Consider the following 16,525-nt stretch of genomic DNA (forward strand, 5'->3'; position numbering starts at 1 on the left):
GGCCGGCCAGATGGCCGGCCCTCTTGCGGCGCGGAACCGTTTCCGCGCCTCGCTCAGGCGTTGGGACGCTTGCCGTGGTTGGCGGCGCTGCCCTTGCGGGAACGACGCTTGCGACCGCGCTTGCTCATGACGATTCTCCTGGGTTCGATGACACGTCCGCCGTCCGGCGGGTGAATTCTCGCCGTCCATGGTCCCACACTCGTGGGCCGGGCTCCTACCGCGAGGCTGTTGGCAGCGGGCGCCGGTCGAGCACGCGGCGTCAGTCGACGGCGCGGACACCGGTGACGCGCAGGACCGCCAGCTGGGACTCGACCCGCAGCCGCAGGGAGGACGGCGCCTTCTCCGCACAGGAGCGGCGCACCATCTCGCGGATGTGCTCCTCGGCGTCGGTCGCCTGGTGGCAGGTGGGGCACTCGGCGGCGTGCTGCCGGAACCGGGTGCACGTGTCCTCGTCGAGCTCGGAGTCGAGGAACTCCATGAGGTTCTCCAGGAGCTCCTCGCACGAACAGGCGCGGGTGCGGCCACCTGTGAGGGCCAGCAGTGCGCGTTCTGCCCGGTCGACGAGGTCGGGGGTCTCCTCGCTCATGCTTTCGCCTCCGTCCGGATCCCCATGGCACGCGCGTGGTCGACGAGCAGCTCGCGGAGCTGCCGCCGTCCGCGGTGCAGACGGGACATCACGGTCCCGATCGGTGTGCCCATGATCTCGGCGATCTCCTTGTACGCGAAGCCCTCGACGTCGGCGAGGTACACCGCGAGCCGGAAATCCTCCTGAAGCTGGTTCAGCGCGTCCTTGATCTCGCTGTCCGGCAGCCGGTCCAGCGCCTCGGTCTCGGCCGAGCGCAGCCCGGTCGAGGTGTGCGAGGCGGCCCGGTGGATCTGCCAGTCCTCCACCTGCTCCGCGTCGGACTGCAGCGGCTGGCGCTGCTTCTTGCGGTAGGTGTTGATGAAGGTGTTGGTCAGGATCCGGTAGAGCCAGGCCTTGAGGTTGGTGCCCGGGCGGTACTGGTGGAACGCGGCAAACGCCTTGGCGAAGGTCTCCTGCACCAGGTCCTCGGCGTCGGTCGGGTTGCGCGTCATGCGCATCGCCGCCCCGTAGAGCTGGTCGAGGAAAGGCATGGCGTCGCGTTCGAAGCGGGCCGACCGCTCGGCGTCGGACTCACCGTCGGGGGCGCGATCGAGGTCGGCTTTGTGGCTCTCGGTCATCACCCACGAGCGTATCCCGCGCTCGGAGAAGCCGACCCCCGGTGAGCCCCACGCGGGGCTGGCCTGGGGAAGGCCGACGGCGGCGCGCGGCACCTCGAGGACAAGACTGTTCATGCCCGATACAACTGGCATCGGTCCGGCTTCATTCCATCCCTCGGACGCACACTCGCATGCTCTTCGGCCGTGCCGCGACGGATCGACGACTGGGTCGAGGCAAAACGTCACAGCCTTTCCACGCCCAACCGGGTCGCCTCACCGGGCCGGTTGCGGTAGCAATGTGACATGACTCTCGTGAGCCCCCTCGCCCGTCCTCTGCTCGCCGCCACGTTCGTCGCCGACGGGGTCGACGCGGTGCTCCACCCGGACGCCCACACCGAGAAGTTCCATCGCATCAAGCCCGCGCTGGACAAGGCCGGAGTACCGGCCGCCCTGACCGCCGACCCCCGGATGCTGGCCCGCGTCTCCGGCGCGGTGAGCGCCGTCTGCGGCCTGATGCTGGCCACCGGACGCAAGCCCCGGACGGCCGCGATGACGTTGGCGGTGCTCAACATCCCGGTGACGGTGCTGAACAACCCCGTGTGGGACGCCCCCGACGCCCGGCAGCGCAAGCACTACGTCGCCGGGCTGCTGCGCGGGCTGAGCATCGGTGGCGGGCTGCTCTACGCGGCCGCCTACCGCGGCGGCAAGCCCTCGTGGAGCTGGCGGATGGAGAACGCGCGTGAGCACCGCGCCCAGGTGCGTGCGGCGACCGAGGCCGTGAAGGAGCGGTACAAGGCCTGACGTGCTGGGCGCTGCCGGCACCGCGTCACCGGGGGCCACTAACCTCGCAAGCATGAGCCTGCTTGAAGACCCGTGGCCCGCACCCACCGCCGACGGCCCGCTGGACGTGACCGTGGACGTGCCGGGATCGAAATCGCTGACCAACCGGTACCTGCTGCTCGCCGCCCTCGCCCAGGCGCCCACCGAGCTGGTCCGGCCGTTGCACTCGCGTGACTCGGCGCTGATGGTCGCGGCGCTGGAGGCACTCGGTGTGCGGGTCACGCCGTCCGGCGCCGACGGCGCGGACCTGACCATCGAGCCGGGCCAACTGCACGGGCCCGCCACGGTGGACTGCGGCCTGGCCGGCACGGTCATGCGGTTCGTGCCGGCGCTGGCGGTGCTGGCCGACGGCGAGGTCCGGCTCGACGGCGACGAGCGCGCCCGCGAGCGCCCCATGGCGCCCGTGGTCCAGGGCCTGCGCGACCTGGGGGCCCGTATCGACGCCGCCGAGGACGCCGCCGGGCGGGCGGTGCTGCCGCTGACCGTCCACGGCACCGGTGCGCTGGCCGGCGGGGAGGTCGAGGTGGACGCCTCGGGCTCGAGCCAGTTCGTCTCCGCGTTGCTGCTCGCCGCTCCCGCCTACGGCGCGGGCGTGGATCTGCGGCACACCGGCACCACCCTGCCCTCCGTGCCCCACATCGACATGACGGTGGCCGTGCTCCGCGAGCGCGGGGTCACCGTCGAGGAGCTCACCGCCGACGGCGCCCCGGCCGGCGGCACCACCGGGGTGTCCCCCACCCGGTGGCGCGTGCATCCGGGGCCGGTGGCGGGCGGGCGCATCGTCGTCGAGCCGGACCTGTCCAACGCGGGCCCGTTCCTGGCCGCGGCGGTGGCGGCGGGCGGCACGGTGCGGGTGCCCCGGTGGCCGGCGGTCACCACCCAGGGCGGGGACGAGCTGCGCGACCTGCTCGCCCGCATGGGTGCCGCCGTCGTGCTCGACGGCGGCACCCTGCACGTGACGGGCCCGGCGGACGGGCGCATCCTCGGCCTGGACGCGGACCTGCACGACGTCGGCGAGCTCGCCCCGACGGTCGCGGCGCTGTGCGCGCTGGCGGAGACGCCGTCACGGCTGCGGGGCATCGCCCACCTGCGCGGGCACGAGACCGACCGGCTGGCGGCGATCGTCGCGGAGATCACCCGGCTGGGCGGTCGCGCCCGCGAGACCGCGGACGGGGTCGAGATCGAGCCGGCGCCGCTGCACGGCGCCGTGGTGGAGAGCTACCACGACCACCGCATGGCCACGTTCGGCGCGATCATCGGGCTGCGGGTGCCCGGAGTACGGGTGGTGGACGTGGCCACCACCGCCAAGACCGTGCCGGACTTCCCGGGCATGTGGCAGACGATGCTGGCCGGGCGATGACCCCACCCACCAACCCCGCCGAGATGTCATCTGCTCCGCGACATATCATGACATCTCGCGGAGCAGATGACCTCTCGCGCGCACGAGGATGGGCCCGCTGATGGCCCGGGACACCGGCACCGACGACGACCGGGTGCGCGTGCGGCCCAACCCCCGCGGCACCCGCCCCCGGACGAAGAATCGCCCCGACCACGCCGACGCCGTCAGCGCGCTCGTGCTGGCCGTGGACCGCGGCCGCTACCAGCTGCTCACCGACGACGGCACCAAGGTGGTGGGCATGAAGGCCCGCGAGCTGGGCCGCGGAGCGCGTACCGCCGTCGTGGTCGGGGACCGGGTGGGCGTGGTCGGCGACGTCTCGGGCCGCAAGGACAGCCTCGCCCGGATCGTGCGCGTGGAGGAGCGCACCGCCGTGCTGCGCCGCTCCGCCGAGGACGGCGACGCGCCGGGCGTCGAGCGCGTCATCGTCGCCAACGCCGACCAGCTGCTCATCGTCACCGCGCTGGCCGACCCCGAGCCCCGGCCCCGGATGGTCGACCGGTGCCTGGTCGCCGCCTACGACGCCGGCATGGAGCCGGTCCTGTGCCTGACCAAGGCCGACCTGGCAGACCCGGCCGAGTTTCTCGCCCAGTACGCGGCGCTCAAGGTCCCGGCGCTGGTCACCTCCATCGCGGGCGACGAGATCCACGGCCTCGACGCCGTCCGGGAGCGGCTCGCGGGCCGGGTCTCGGTGCTCATCGGGCACTCCGGAGTGGGCAAGTCCACCCTCGTCAACGCCCTGATACCCGACGCCGCGCGGGCCACCGGGGTCGTCAACGTGGTCACCGGCCGCGGCCGGCACACCTCCTCCTCCGCGGTGGCGCTGGAGCTGCCCGGCGGCGGCTGGGCCATCGACACCCCCGGGGTGCGTTCCTTCGGCCTCAGCCACGTCGACGCGGACGGCCTGCTCCGGGCGTTCGCTGACCTGTCAGCCGTGGCCGCCGACTGCCCGCGCGGCTGCACGCACGCGGCCGAGGCCCCCGACTGCGCCCTGGACGAGTGGGTGACCTCCGGTGCGGCGGGCCCGGCCGGCGAGGCGCGGCTGGCCTCCTACCGCCGGCTGCTCGCCGCGAAGACCGAGGCCGCGGACGCCTGAGGTGCGCGCGCTCGTCACGTTCGCCGGTGGCACGGGCCACTACGGCCCGCTTGCGCCCATCGCCCGGGCCCTGTCCGACGCCGGGCACGAGGTGCGCGTGGCGTGTCAGGCGTCGGCCGCACCCGTGGTCGCCGCCGACGGGTTCGACGTCGTCGCCACGAGCGCCGAGACCGCCCGGCCGGTGCGGCTGACCGAGCTGTTGCCGCTGGACCCGGACCGGGAGGACCGCGCCCTGCGGGAGGCCTACGCCGGCAGCGTCGCCCGATCACGGGCCCGCGAGCTGCTCGCCCTGGGCCAGACCTGGCGACCGGACGTGGTGGTGTGCGACGAGGTCGACTTCGGCGCCATGGTGGCCGCGGAGCGGCTGGGCGTCCCGCACGCCACCGTGCTCGTGATGGCCGCCGGCTCATTCGTTCGTGAGGAGGTGATCGGTGAGCCGCTGCGCCGGCTGCGCGCCGAGCACGGCCTGCGCGACGAGCCGGGTCTCGCGATGCCCGCCCGGCACCTCGTGCTGTGCCCGTTCCCGCCGTCCTTCCGTGACCCCGCGTTCCCGCTGCCGGCGACGGCGCGGCTGCTGCGGCCGGCGGGTGTGGGGGTCGGTGGGCACGGCGTGGCCGACGGCGTACCCTCCTCCACCGGCGACGCGGCGCACCCGCTCGTCTACTTCTCCCTCGGCACCGTCTTCAACCTCGAGTCCGGTGACCTGTTCGCCCGGGTCGTCACCGGACTGCGTGACCTGCCGGCCGACGTGCTCGTGAGCCTGGGCGCGGACCTGGAAGCCGCCGTCGTCGGTCCGCAGCCGGACCACGTGCGGGTCGAGACGTACGTCGACCAGGCCGCGGTGGTTGCCCGGGCCGCCGTCGTGGTCACCCACGGCGGTTCGGGGACCGTGTCCGCGGCACTGGCGGCCGGGGTCCCGCTGGTGGTGCTGCCCATGGGCGCCGACCAGCCGCACAACGCTGCCCGGTGCACCGACCTGGGCGTCGGGCTGGTGCTCGACCCGGTGACGGTCCCCCCGGCCCAGGTGCGTGACGCCGTCGGGGCCATGCTGACGGATCCCGGGTACCGCCGTCGGGCACAGGGGGTCGCGGCGGAGGCGGCCACCCTCCCCGCCCCGGCCGTCGCCGTTGGTTGGCTGGAGGACCTCGCCATCCGGTGACGGTGAGCCGCTCGCGGCCCCGCCCACCTGGGGCGATACGGTGCGCTCCATGAGCATGCCCGGCGCGAGCCGCTTCACCGACGACCTGCGCCTGGCGCACGTCATCGCCGACCAGGTCGACGGTCAGACCATGGCCCGCTTCGGCGCCCTGGACCTTCGGGTGGAGACCAAGCCCGATCTGACGCCCGTCTCCGACGCCGACCGCAGCGCCGAGGAGATCGTGCGTGCCCAGCTCGCGCGCACCCGGCCGCGGGACTCCGTGCTCGGCGAGGAGTTCGGCGTCACCGGCCACTCCCCCCGCCAGTGGGTGATCGACCCCATCGACGGCACCAAGAACTTCGTGCGCGGCGTGCCCGTGTGGGCCACGCTCATCGGGCTGGTCGAGGACGGCGAGGTGGTCGTGGGCATCGTCTCCGCGCCGGCGCTGAACCGCCGGTGGTGGGCCGCCCGCGACTCCGGCGCGTGGACGGGACGGTCCCTGTCCTCCGCGCGGCAGCTCCACGTGTCCAAGGTTGCCGAGCTCACCGACGCCTCCCTGAGCTACTCCAGCCTGGACGGCTGGGCGGACCGCGGGAGCCTGCGCGCCTTCCTCGGCCTGGCCCAGCAGGTGTGGCGCACCCGCGCGTACGGGGACTTCTGGTCCTACATGCTGGCCGCCGAGGGCGCCGTGGACATCGCGTGCGAGCCGGACCTCGAGCTGTACGACATGGCCGCGCTGGTGCCCATCGTCACCGAGGCCGGCGGGCGGTTCACCAGCCTCGACGGCGCCGACGGGCCCTGGGGCGGCAACGCCGTCGTCACCAACGGGCTGCTGCACGACGCCGTGCTGGCGCAGCTGGCGTCGCAGGAGGACTGAACGCCCCGGACGATGGGGCACGTAGCACCGGTACGCCTGCTCGATGACGCTGTGGGAGACGGCACCGCACAGCCCACCGTGTCCCTCCCGGGCGATGTCAGTGCCCGGGGCTAGCGTCGCGGCCATGAGGATCCTGCACACCTCCGACTGGCACCTGGGCCGCACCCTGCACGGGGTGGACCTGCACGGTGCCCACGAGGTGTTCCTCGACCACCTGGTCGAGCTGGTCCGCGCCGAGGCGGTCGACGCCGTCGTCGTGGCCGGGGACGTCTACGACCGGGCGGTCCCCCCGGTGGCCTCCGTCGAGCTCCTCTCCGACGCGCTCGCCCGGCTCAGCGAGCTCACTCGGGTGGTGGTCACCCCCGGCAACCACGACTCCGCCACGAGGCTCGGGTTCGGTGCCGGCCTGTTCCGGGACCGTCTCCTGGTGCGCGCGCGGGTGGCGGACGTCGGCACGCCGGTTCTGCTGCCCGACGCCGACGGCGGCCCCGGGGCGCTCGTGTACGCCCTGCCCTACCTGGACCCGGACATGGTCCGCGACACCCTCACCGGCCCGGAGACCGGCGACGACGGCGCCCCGCTGCGCCCGGCCCGCTCGCACGAGGCGGTCACCGCCGCGGCGCTGCGGCGGGTGCAGGCAGACCTGGCCGGCCGCCGCGCCGCAGAAGGCCCACGGGTGCCCGCCGTCCTGGCCGCCCACGCCTTCGTCACCGGCGGCGCCGCGAGCGAGTCCGAGCGGGACATCCGGGTGGGCGGGGTCGACTCCGTCCCGTCCGGGGTGTTCGGCCCCGCCGCGGCGCTGGACTACGTCGCGCTGGGCCATCTGCACGGGCCCCAGCGGGTGGGACGCGAGGGCGTGGACCCGGTCATCCGCTATGCCGGCTCCCCGCTCGCCTTCTCCTTCTCCGAGGCGTACCACCACAAGTCCACCGCGCTGATCGACCTGGGTGCCGACGGCGTGCGCGACGTCGAGCTCGTGCCCACGCCGGTGCCGCGCCCGCTGGGCGACGTCGACGGCACACTCGCGGAGCTGCTCGGCCGCGGCTTCGACGACCGCGCCGGAAACTGGCTGCGGGTCACGGTGACCGACGATGTACGCCCGGCGCAGCTGTGGGAGCAGGTGGCTCGCCGGTTCCCGCACGCGCTGGTGGTCCAGCACATCCCCGCGCGGGTGCGCGAGCGTGCCGCCGCGTCGGCCGTGACCGCGGCCCAGGACCCGTTGGAGGTGGCGGCGCAGTTCCTGGAGGCCGCCGGCGGGCGGCCGGCCGACGCCGCCGAGCTCGCCGTGCTGCGCGAGGCCTACGAGTCCGTCCTCTCCGAGGCAAGGAGCGCCTGATGCGGGTCCACCGGCTCACCCTGCAGGCCATCGGCCCCTTCCCCGACGAGCACACCATCGACTTCGACACCCTCGCCGCCGGCGGGCTGTTCCTGCTCGAGGGCCCGACGGGGTCGGGCAAGTCCACGATCATCGACGCCGTCGTCTTCGCCCTCTACGGCACGGTCGCCGGCGCCGAGTCCTCCGAGGACCGCCTGCACTCGGACCACGCGGACCGGGAGGTCGAGCCGTTCGTCGAGCTGACGTTCTCCACCGCGGCGGGCATCTACAAGGTGCGCCGCACGCCGAAGTACCTGCGCCCGAAGAAGCGCGGTGACGGCTTCACCCGGCAGAACCCGACCGCGACGCTCTGGCGCCTGGCGACGGTCGACGACGAGCACGGCGAGCCGGTGTCGGCCCACGTGCAGGAGGCGTCCACCGAGGTGCGCCGGATCGTGGTCCTGGACCGCGCACAGTTCACCCAGACCGTCGTGCTGCCGCAGGGCCAGTTCGCCTCGTTCCTGCGTGCCCGGCCCGAGGACCGCCGCCAGGTCCTCCAGGACGTCTTCGGCACCGAGATCTACCAGCAGGTCCAGGACCGACTGGCGGCCATGGCACGGGAGGCACGCCGGGACGTCGACCAGCTCGCCACCCTCGTCGGCGGCCAGGCGGAGGCCTTCATCACCGCCGCGGGACTACCGGAGGACGACGACGCCGCGGCCCGCTCGGGCGACGACGCGGTCACCGACGCCGCCCCACAGGTCCGTCAGGATGCCGGCGCACGGCCGGAGGTCACCGCGCAGGAGATCCGCGACGCCGCCGCCGCGCTCGACGAGGCGGCCCTGGGCGATCGCACCGACGCCGTCTGCGTCGCCCTCGGCACTCTCGCGGCCGCGGCCGACGACGCCGAGAAGGGCGCATCGGCGATCGAGCGCGTCGCACGCGGTCACCTCGAGACCCAGGAGGCGTTGGACCGGCACCTCGCTCGACGGGCCGTGCTTCTCAGCCGGCAAGCCTCCCTGGCCGCGGAGGAAGCACAGGTGGCCATTGATGCGGAGCGCCTCGGCCAGGCCCGCCGCGCCGCCGTCGCCCTGCCCAGCCTCCGTGCCCGCGAGGAAGCCGCACAAGCAGCCGGACGCACGACCGCCAGGTGGCAGCAGCTGGTGGCGGAGGCGAAATCCGGGCCCCACGCAGACTTGCTTGCCCTCAGCTCGTCTGGCACCGACGTCGACGCCCTCGACGCCGCGGTCGACGCGGCGTCCGCCGAGCAGGGCTCGCTCACCGACCTGGTCGCTCTCGAGGCCGCCCTGGACCGCCGTGGCGAGGCCTTGGCAGCCACCGAGCGCAGCATCTCCACCGACCGTGAAGGCCTCGAGGAGCTCGACGAGCTCCTCGCCGTCCGGCCTGCCGCCCGGACGTCGCTCGCGGGCCGCCTCGAGACGGCCCGCACCGCGGCGGCCCCGCTGGCGGACGCGCGCACCCGCGCCCATCTCGCCGCCACCGCGGCCGAGGCTGCCGCCGCCGCCGCGGCACTCGAGAGCGAGGTACAGACCGCCCGCGGCGTTGTTGGAGCGGCAGGCTCCCGCGCCAGCGAGGCGCTCGACGCTGAGCACGCGGTGCGCCGCCGTTGGGTCGACGGGATGGCGGGGACCCTGGCGGCCGGCCTCGTCGGCGGGCAGCCGTGCACCGTGTGCGGGTCGACTGCGCACCCGGCGCCGGCCGCTCCCGCCCCGGACGGCGCCTCGGCGGACGACGTCGAGGCCGCGCGCCAGGCGCGCGAACAGGCGGACAAGGACCTGGTCGCGGCCGTCACCGTCCACACCCGGCTCACCGAGCAGCTGCAAGCCCGCCGCGACGCGGCCGGTGGCCTGGACGTCCAGCAAGCCACCGTGCAGAAGGGCCAGGCGGACCAGGCCGTCGCCGAGGCCGCCGCGGGCGCGGAGCTCGCGAGCAGTCTCGAGGAGGCGCTGGGCCGCTTCGATGCCGAGACCGCCGCACTGACGGCGGAGGTCAACGAGACGCGTGGCAGCCTCGCCCAGCGCCAGACGCTGGCCACGGGCGTACGGGCCCGGCTCGAGGAGGACACCCGCCGGTGCACCCAGGCGCGTGGCACCGAGGGGTCCGTGGCCGCCCGAGCCGCGGTCCTGACGGCCCGGGCCGCCTGCGGGCACGCGCTGCGGGCGGCACGCCAGCAGGTCCTGACGGCGGAGCGGGCCCTCACCGAGGCCGCCGGCCGGGTCGCGGACGCACTTGCCGAAGCCGGTTTCGCCGACGAGGCCGCAGCGGTGGCCGCGGCGCTGCCTCCGGCGGAGATCACCCGCCTCGAGACGGTGGTGCTCGAGCACCGCACGGCGCTGGCGCAGGTGGCGGAGGGACTGGCCGAAGCCGAGATCGCCGCGCTCACCGGCACCGAGGTCGCGGACGTGGCCGGCGCGCACGCGGTGTTCGCCGCGGCCCACGCGGCCTGCACGCAGGCCACCCGGCACGCGGAACGGGCCCGCGCGCACGCCGACCACGCCTACCGCGGTCGGGAGCGGCTGCTCACGGCGATGGCCGGGCACGCCGCCCGGGCCCGGGCGGTCGGTCCCCTCCTGCGGACCGCGAACCTGGCCAACGCCCAGGACGGCACGGAGACCGCCACCACGCTGGCGACCTACGTGCTGCTGCGCCGCTTCGAGGACGTCGTCGCCGCCGCGAACGACCGCCTCACCACCATGTCCGACGGGCGTTACAGCCTGGAGCGGATCGACGAGCGCGAGGGTGGCCAGCGCTCCCGCAAGGCCGGCCTGGGTCTGCAGGTCCGCGACCATCTCACCGAGGCCCCGCGTGACCCCCACACTCTCTCCGGCGGGGAGACCTTCTATGTCTCCCTGTGCCTCGCGCTGGGGCTGGCGGACGTCGTGCGTGCGGAGGCGGGCGGCGTCGAGCTCGGCACGTTGTTCGTCGACGAGGGGTTCGGCTCCCTGGACCCGGGCACGCTCGACGCGGTCATGACCGAGCTGGGCCGGCTCCGCGAGGGCGGCCGGGCGGTCGGCATCGTCTCCCACGTCGCCGAGCTGAAGGACCGCATCGCCGAGCGGATCGAGGTGCGCCGGCTGCCCTCTGGGGCCTCGACGCTCACGGTGCGAGCCTGACTTCACCCCGACCTGCGCGACCTGGCACACCGGCTCGACCGGCCCGCTCGCCCTGGCTCGCCGCGTGTCCAGGGCCCACGGGTCCTACTGCGCCGCGCCGCCCAGCTCGCGACGCAGCTCGGCCAGCTCGACCGCGTCGAACCAGAGCAGGTCCCGGTCGGCGGCACGGTCGAGTGCGGCGTCCTCGCCGGCGGCGGCCGCGGCGACGTCAGCGGTGGCGTCGGCCTCATCGACCAGGATCGCCACGACGGCCGACCACGGCACCGGCGCGACCACCTCGACGGCAGTCTCCAGCTGGTCCTCGCCCAGCACCTCGGGTGGGGCCACGGACGCGTCCGGTACGTCGGCAGCCACGACCACCCGCCGCGGCACCGACCCGTCGGCGGCGAGCCGGGCGACGGACTCGTCGGCCGCCGCGAGGGTGGCGGACATCTCCAGCCCCTCCTCGTCCTCCTCGGGCAGGGCGCCACGCAGGGCGGGGGTGACGGCGTGCGCCCAGCGCGGGGCGAGCCCCGTCTCCTCGCGCAGGTCGGCGGCGGTCGCAGGCAGGTAGACGCGCATGGACGTAGTCTCCCCCGTCGTTCAGCGTCGGCGCGCCAGGCCCAGCCGGGCGCGCCGCCGACCCGCCGTCGGCTCCCCGACCAGCCGCGCCGCAAGGGCCTGGAGTGCGTGCCGCGCGGGTGATCCCGGTGCGGCCGCGGTGAGGGTGCTGCCGAGCAGCACCGCCTTGTCGAGGGAGGGCCGGTCGTCCGGGACCAGCACCGCGTCCGTCACCCCGGCGAACCTGGTCAGCGCCTCGAGGATGGACCGCGTCGGGTGCGGTCCGGCGGCGGAAGGCCGCACCCGGTTGACGACGACCACTCGCTCGACGTCCGGGCGCAGCACCGCGCGATCGGCCAGGTCGCTGAGCGCCATCACCAGCCGGCGCATGCCCACCGGCTCCCCGGCCCCGACGACCACGACGACGTCGGCCGCCGCCAGTGCGGAGGTGGCCGCCTGGTGCCGCTGCGGACCGTACACCGGGTCGAACCCCGCGTCATCGCCCAGACCCGCGCCGACGTCGACCACGCTCCACGGGCTCACCCGCCGCGCCGTCTCCCACACCACCTCCAGCGCGGCACCGGGCAGCTCACGCCACCGGTCGGCGCGGGTCAGCCCGGTGAGCACCCGCAGGTCGTCGTCGACGATCGGGCACAGGCGCCCGAGCGTCGCGGGGTCGAGACGGCCGTGGCTGGCGTGGCGCGCGGCGACGGCGATGGCCGAGGAGTCGTCGAGCAGGCCGAGGACCTGGGTGACCGACGGAGCCTCGGTGTCCGCGTCGACGAGGAGCGCGCCGGGGCGTAGCCGGGCCATCTCGGCGGCGAGCGTCACCGCCACGGTGGTCCGGCCCGGTGCACCGGGCGGACCCCAGACGACGACGAGGCGGCCCGCGGCGTCGTCGGGCTTGCGGGCGTAGTCGGGCTTGCGGGCGTCGCCGGGTTTGCGGGCGTCGTCGGGCTGGGGGGCATCGTCCGTCGCGGGCGTGGCGTGCATCGCTGCGGCGTCCGTCGCGCCGGCGGTCCTGTCGCCACGTCGCGCACCCGTGGGTTCGCCCACTGCGCCGCGGCCGCGGTCCGACCTGAACTCCACACGAGCGGCACCGCCCGCGACCTGCGGGTCCCCGGCGCCGTCACCGGCGCCGGGTCCGCCGCCGTCACCGCCGCCGGAGCTCGTACCGGAGTGGTGGGGCTCGGGGTACGACAGGTCGGCGGGCGGGAGCGCGGTAGGCGCACTGCCGACGTCGGTGGGTGCGGCGTCGGTGCCTGGCGCCGCCCGGGCCAACGCGATCACCTGCGCCGCCAGGAACCCGGGGTCGGCGCCGGCGCTGCCCACGGCGTCCGCGCCCAGCGCGGCGCACCGCTCCCGGTCCTGGTCCCGGGCGACGAGCAACGTACGCACCCCCGTGGCGCGCAGGCGGGCGGTGACGGTGCGGTCCACGCCAGGCAGGTCCGCGGCGAGCACGGCCACGGCACCGAGCCCGGCCGAGGCGGCGGCGAGCACTTCCGGGACGTCGGCGCAGCGGCGCACCACCCGCATCCCGGTGCCCGGTGCGTCGAGCGCTCGGACGACGGCGCCCTCCTCCGCCCCGGTGAGTGCCAGCAGTACGCCGGTGGTCACTGCTCCTCCGCGGCGGCAGGTCCGCCGTCGTCCGGGGTGCCGGCCGGCGGCCTGCCGCCGAAGGTGGGCACCGCGACCAGCTGCCCGTCGCTGGAGAGCGCACCGAGCACGTCCGGCAGGTCCAGCCGGGGAACGAGCAGCTCCACCGACACACCGGTCCCGCCGGAGAACATCGAGTCGTCCTCGAGCACCTCGGCGACGACCAGGTCGGCGGCCAGCAGCTCCGGCTTGGCGGGCTCCTCGGCGGCGAGCCCGCCGGTGACCGGCGCTGGCGTCAGCCAGAGGTCGACCACGGCGCCCGGTCCGAGGCCGGCCGGCACCGACAGGCCCAGCGGCACCACGACCGGGCGCAGGTCGACTGCGTCGGAGGCGCCGACGGCACTGACCGGCACGAGCTCGCCGGCAGCCACGGTCCGGATCGTGACGGCGCCGTCGGGCAGCCCGTCGGCGACGCGCAGGTAGTGCTCGCCCGGCGCCCCGAGCCGGACCTCGGTGACGACCACGGCATCGGCGTCGAGCGCGTCACCCGGGGTCAGGTCCTGCCGTGCGGCGTAGACCGCGGTGGTGGCGGCCGCGTCCTGGACCGCCCACGTCCCGAGGGCCACCGAGCCCGCGACCAGCAGCACACCAACCCCCAGGCGGGGGTCGCGCCAGGTGGGCCGGCGCAGACGCCGGGCCTGCGGGGCGTCGTCGAGGCTCATCGTGTGCTCCCTGTGGATGGGCGTCCCATGGTGCCGGTCGGTGCCGCTGCGTGCGGTCCGTTGTGCACAGGCGCCGGTCGGTGCCCGAGAGTGCACGCCGATGATGGAAGGATGGGCGCATGGCGCGCTTTCTCACCCTCGCGGACGTCGCCGAGGAGCTCGCGGTCTCGGTCGCCCAGGTGCGTGTCCTCGTGCGCACGGGCGAGCTGCCCGCCATCCAGGTGGGTGGACGGAACCAGTGGCGGGTGGAGACCACCTCGCTCGAGGACTACATCCAGCGCCAGTACGCCCGCAACCGCGCCCGCATCGAGGCCGAGCACGGATCCTGACCTCATGCCGTGCTCACCGTCTCGAGCGCCGAAAGGGCGATGGTGACGACGTCGCCGGGCCCGCCGCCGGCGGCACGGGCGTCGGTGCGCAGGTCCACGTGGTCGGCGCCGACGCGGGTGAGCCAGCCGGTGTAGGCGTGCACGCCACAGGTCAGCCGGACCGGCGCACCCTGTCGTGCCAGCGCCCGCAGCGCATGGGTGATGCGCAGGCGCTGCTCCACGTGCCCCTCCCGGGGCGCTGCCGGGCCGAGCGGCCGGGCGAGCACCACGGCGTCGGCGGGCACCAGCGTGCGCCGCTCGTCGGCGGCGAGCAGGAGCCACTGCGGTGCCGCGTCGAGCAGCCGGCCGTGGACGTCGGCACCCGAGCGCAGCCGGAGGGTGACCTGCTCGCCGAGCCGGGCCAGGAGCCGGTCCGCGAGGCGCACGCTGCCGATCTCGGCCTCGGCCAGCTCGGCCGCGGCATCGTCGTCGGCCGACCGCACGGCGGCGTCGTACTGGCTCTCGAGGTCGGCGATGAGGGCTTCCCAGCGCATCTTCGCACCGTAGGGCACCTCCACCATGGCGGACGTGGTTTTCCCCGATTCGTGTGGGCAAAGCAGTCGACGCCCTGTGGATCGTCGATGTCGAGGGCCAGCGCATCACCGTCGACCTGTCCTTCCCGCCGGGCACGCCCACGGAACAAGTGGATGAGCTCACGGTGATCGTCACCACCGCGACGTTTATCCGTCGGGAAGGCCGCTGAGAACCGCGATGCCGCGCGCAGGCGGGCCCCGCTACACGCGCGGTGGCCGGGTCCCCTCCGCGCACGGTGGCCGGGCCCCGCGTCGGTCGCGCCGTCCACATGCCTGCCGCAGGCCTTTACAGAACCACCCCGCACCGCGTACATCTATGTACACGTACACGTATCAAACTGCATCCTCGTGCAACATCGTTGAGGGTTGGGGGCAGCATGGGCCGTTCGCGAGACGCATCCCGGGCGGCCGCGGGCCTGGCAGTGACGGCGACAGCCGGGCTGCTGGGCGTCGCTCTTTCGCGGCAGGCCTGGTCGGCGACCACGTCCCTGATCGCGGTCCACCGCTCCCCCGCAGGACTGACGGCAACGGACCTGGCAGACGTGGTGCTGCTCGCCGTCGTCGCCGTCGGCGCGTGCGTCGCTGCCTGGTTCGCCCTGACGGCCGCGGGCGCCGTCGTGGTCGCGCTTTTGCCACGCACCGGGTCGGTCCTCGATCTGGCGCTGCGCCGGTACGGCGCACCCGTCCTGCGACGGGTGCTGCTGACCACCGCGGTCACGGGTCTCGGCGTCGCGTCCTCGTTCGGGCCGGCGCTCGCCACGACGGCCGATCAGGCCACCGTCCCGGCAGATCTGGGGTGGGGCGCACCGCTCACCCCGGTGATGGACGGCGTCCCGCCCGCACCGTCCACCCCGGAGCCCGCCCCGCCCTCTACGGCTCCGGCGCCCGTCGCACCCCCAGCCGCGGCGCGCGACGCTCACGTGGTGAGGGCCGGCGACAGCCTGTGGTCGATCACCGCCTCCCACCTCCCGGACGGCGCCACCGCCGCGGAGATCGCCGTGGCGTGGCCACGGTGGTACGAGGCAAACCGAGAGGTCGTCGGCTCCGACCCCGATCTCATCCGCCCGGGTCAGCAGCTGCGCGCGCCCATCGAGGAGACATCATGAGCACGACGACGCTCGTCCGGCCGGCCCCCGTCGGCCGGCACCTGGCGACCCCCATCGCGGTCCCCCACGCGACGGCGCCGGCTCCGCCGCAGACCGTCACGACGACCACGCCGGGCACGGACACCACCTGCCTGCACCCGGCGCCGCCGCCCGCGGTCCGCACCACCGTTCCGTGGCTCCCCACCCGCTGGGACCCCGTCCGCTTCACCGGCCCCGCCGCCCCGCCCCCGCCGGTCCCCAAGGGCTCACCGTTCGTCGCCGCCAGTGCCCTCGTAGCCGCCGCACGCAGCACCCCGCCGGAGCTGCCACCGGCCGGTCCGTGGGCTGCCGCGCTGGCCCGTTGCGCCGTCGAGGTGCTGGTGGGTCTGCGCCCCGCCACCCAGCTCGCGCGGTACCTCACCACCGAGCTGTACGAGTCGCTGGCACGTCGCGCCGACCTCGCGGGGCGGATCCTCGCCCGGCCGGCGCGCAGCCGGCACACCGCTGTCCGGCGCGTGCATCTGTGCCAGGTAGGCCCGCGCACGGTGGAGGCGTCCGTCGTCGTGCACGACGGCGTCCGGGTCCGGGCCGCCGCGGTACGCCTCGAGGCCCACCAGGGCAGGTGGCGCGCCACGGCGCTGGAGATCGGGTGACCTTCGCAGCACGGGAGGCGCGGCCCCGACGTGCCGCTCCCCACGACGCG

General features: G+C 75.1%; 18 protein-coding genes. 11 read left to right on the forward strand and 7 right to left on the reverse strand.

Annotation, left to right across the window (positions count from 1 at the left end):
* Window positions 1–53: 53 nt before the first annotated feature.
* The 3 genes from FE374_RS20330 to FE374_RS13635 form a co-directional block, all read right to left on the reverse strand.
* Window positions 54–128, reverse strand: coding sequence for a 50S ribosomal protein bL37 (locus FE374_RS20330; RefSeq protein WP_156968370.1), 75 nt, complete (start codon window positions 126–128; stop codon window positions 54–56).
* A 131-nt stretch (window positions 129–259) separates the two neighbouring features.
* Window positions 260–586 (reverse strand): mycothiol system anti-sigma-R factor, encoded by a 327-nt coding sequence (gene rsrA / locus FE374_RS13630; protein WP_139929727.1) that lies wholly within the window; start codon window positions 584–586, stop codon window positions 260–262.
* Window positions 583–1,203: a sigma-70 family RNA polymerase sigma factor gene (locus FE374_RS13635; protein ID WP_168205791.1), complete on the reverse strand. Its 621-nt coding sequence runs from the start codon at window positions 1,201–1,203 to the stop codon at window positions 583–585. The genes rsrA and FE374_RS13635 overlap by 4 nt, the downstream gene beginning before the upstream one ends.
* Before the next feature lie 282 nt (window positions 1,204–1,485).
* Here FE374_RS13635 and FE374_RS13640 point away from each other — a divergent pair, with 282 nt between their 5' ends.
* The 7 genes from FE374_RS13640 (at window position 1,486) to FE374_RS13670 (ending at window position 10,978) form a co-directional block, all read left to right on the forward strand.
* Window positions 1,486–1,983, forward strand: a complete 498-nt coding sequence (locus FE374_RS13640) for a DoxX family protein (RefSeq protein ID WP_139929729.1) — start codon at window positions 1,486–1,488, stop codon at window positions 1,981–1,983.
* A 52-nt stretch (window positions 1,984–2,035) separates the two neighbouring features.
* On the forward strand, window positions 2,036–3,382 hold the full coding sequence (gene aroA, locus FE374_RS13645) for a 3-phosphoshikimate 1-carboxyvinyltransferase (protein ID WP_139929730.1): 1,347 nt from the start codon (window positions 2,036–2,038) through the stop codon (window positions 3,380–3,382).
* A 100-nt stretch (window positions 3,383–3,482) separates the two neighbouring features.
* On the forward strand, window positions 3,483–4,514 hold the full coding sequence (gene rsgA / locus FE374_RS13650) for a ribosome small subunit-dependent GTPase A (protein WP_223173540.1): 1,032 nt from the start codon (window positions 3,483–3,485) through the stop codon (window positions 4,512–4,514).
* A 1-nt stretch (window position 4,515) separates the two neighbouring features.
* A complete protein-coding gene (locus FE374_RS13655; protein WP_139929731.1) occupies window positions 4,516–5,673 on the forward strand; it encodes a glycosyltransferase in 1,158 nt (385 codons plus the stop codon).
* A 49-nt stretch (window positions 5,674–5,722) separates the two neighbouring features.
* Window positions 5,723–6,529, forward strand: a complete 807-nt coding sequence (gene hisN / locus FE374_RS13660) for a histidinol-phosphatase (protein ID WP_139929732.1) — start codon at window positions 5,723–5,725, stop codon at window positions 6,527–6,529.
* A 124-nt stretch (window positions 6,530–6,653) separates the two neighbouring features.
* The gene (locus FE374_RS13665; RefSeq protein WP_139929733.1) at window positions 6,654–7,865 is read left to right on the forward strand and encodes an exonuclease SbcCD subunit D; all 1,212 of its coding nucleotides are present in this window, start codon (window positions 6,654–6,656) and stop codon (window positions 7,863–7,865) included.
* Window positions 7,865–10,978, forward strand: coding sequence for an AAA family ATPase (locus tag FE374_RS13670; protein WP_139929734.1), 3,114 nt, complete (start codon window positions 7,865–7,867; stop codon window positions 10,976–10,978). The genes FE374_RS13665 and FE374_RS13670 overlap by 1 nt, the downstream gene beginning before the upstream one ends.
* Window positions 10,979–11,062: 84 nt before the next feature.
* Here FE374_RS13670 and FE374_RS13675 read toward each other — a convergent pair whose 3' ends face one another.
* From FE374_RS13675 to FE374_RS13685, 3 genes are read right to left on the reverse strand one after another with little or no spacing between them, the layout of a single operon-like run.
* Complete coding sequence (locus tag FE374_RS13675) at window positions 11,063–11,539, reverse strand: DUF6912 family protein (RefSeq protein WP_139929735.1); 477 nt, start codon at window positions 11,537–11,539, stop codon at window positions 11,063–11,065.
* A gap of 21 nt (window positions 11,540–11,560) precedes the next feature.
* The gene (locus FE374_RS13680; protein WP_139929736.1) at window positions 11,561–13,135 is read right to left on the reverse strand and encodes a hypothetical protein; all 1,575 of its coding nucleotides are present in this window, start codon (window positions 13,133–13,135) and stop codon (window positions 11,561–11,563) included.
* The gene (locus tag FE374_RS13685; protein WP_139929737.1) at window positions 13,132–13,836 is read right to left on the reverse strand and encodes an SAF domain-containing protein; all 705 of its coding nucleotides are present in this window, start codon (window positions 13,834–13,836) and stop codon (window positions 13,132–13,134) included. The genes FE374_RS13680 and FE374_RS13685 overlap by 4 nt, the downstream gene beginning before the upstream one ends.
* Before the next feature lie 119 nt (window positions 13,837–13,955).
* On the opposite strand from FE374_RS13685, the gene FE374_RS13690 reads away from it, so the two are divergent.
* The gene (locus FE374_RS13690; RefSeq protein WP_139929738.1) at window positions 13,956–14,165 is read left to right on the forward strand and encodes a helix-turn-helix domain-containing protein; all 210 of its coding nucleotides are present in this window, start codon (window positions 13,956–13,958) and stop codon (window positions 14,163–14,165) included.
* Between the two features lie 2 nt (window positions 14,166–14,167).
* Here FE374_RS13690 and FE374_RS13695 read toward each other — a convergent pair whose 3' ends face one another.
* Window positions 14,168–14,698, reverse strand: a complete 531-nt coding sequence (locus FE374_RS13695) for a hypothetical protein (protein WP_179957319.1) — start codon at window positions 14,696–14,698, stop codon at window positions 14,168–14,170.
* Between the two features lie 53 nt (window positions 14,699–14,751).
* On the opposite strand from FE374_RS13695, the gene FE374_RS19240 reads away from it, so the two are divergent.
* The 3 genes from FE374_RS19240 (at window position 14,752) to FE374_RS13705 (ending at window position 16,475) form a co-directional block, all read left to right on the forward strand.
* Window positions 14,752–14,907 carry a hypothetical protein gene (locus FE374_RS19240; RefSeq protein ID WP_168205690.1) on the forward strand — a complete coding sequence of 52 codons (156 nt, stop codon included), beginning with the start codon at window positions 14,752–14,754 and terminating at the stop codon, window positions 14,905–14,907.
* Between the two features lie 207 nt (window positions 14,908–15,114).
* On the forward strand, window positions 15,115–15,843 hold the full coding sequence (locus tag FE374_RS13700; protein ID WP_139929739.1) for a LysM peptidoglycan-binding domain-containing protein: 729 nt from the start codon (window positions 15,115–15,117) through the stop codon (window positions 15,841–15,843).
* Complete coding sequence (locus FE374_RS13705) at window positions 15,840–16,475, forward strand: Rv3235 family protein (RefSeq protein WP_139929740.1); 636 nt, start codon at window positions 15,840–15,842, stop codon at window positions 16,473–16,475. The genes FE374_RS13700 and FE374_RS13705 overlap by 4 nt, the downstream gene beginning before the upstream one ends.
* The last annotated feature ends 50 nt before the right edge of the window (window positions 16,476–16,525 follow it).

It is taken from the genome of Georgenia yuyongxinii, from assembly GCF_006352065.1.
GTDB lineage: Bacteria > Actinomycetota > Actinomycetes > Actinomycetales > Actinomycetaceae > Georgenia > Georgenia yuyongxinii.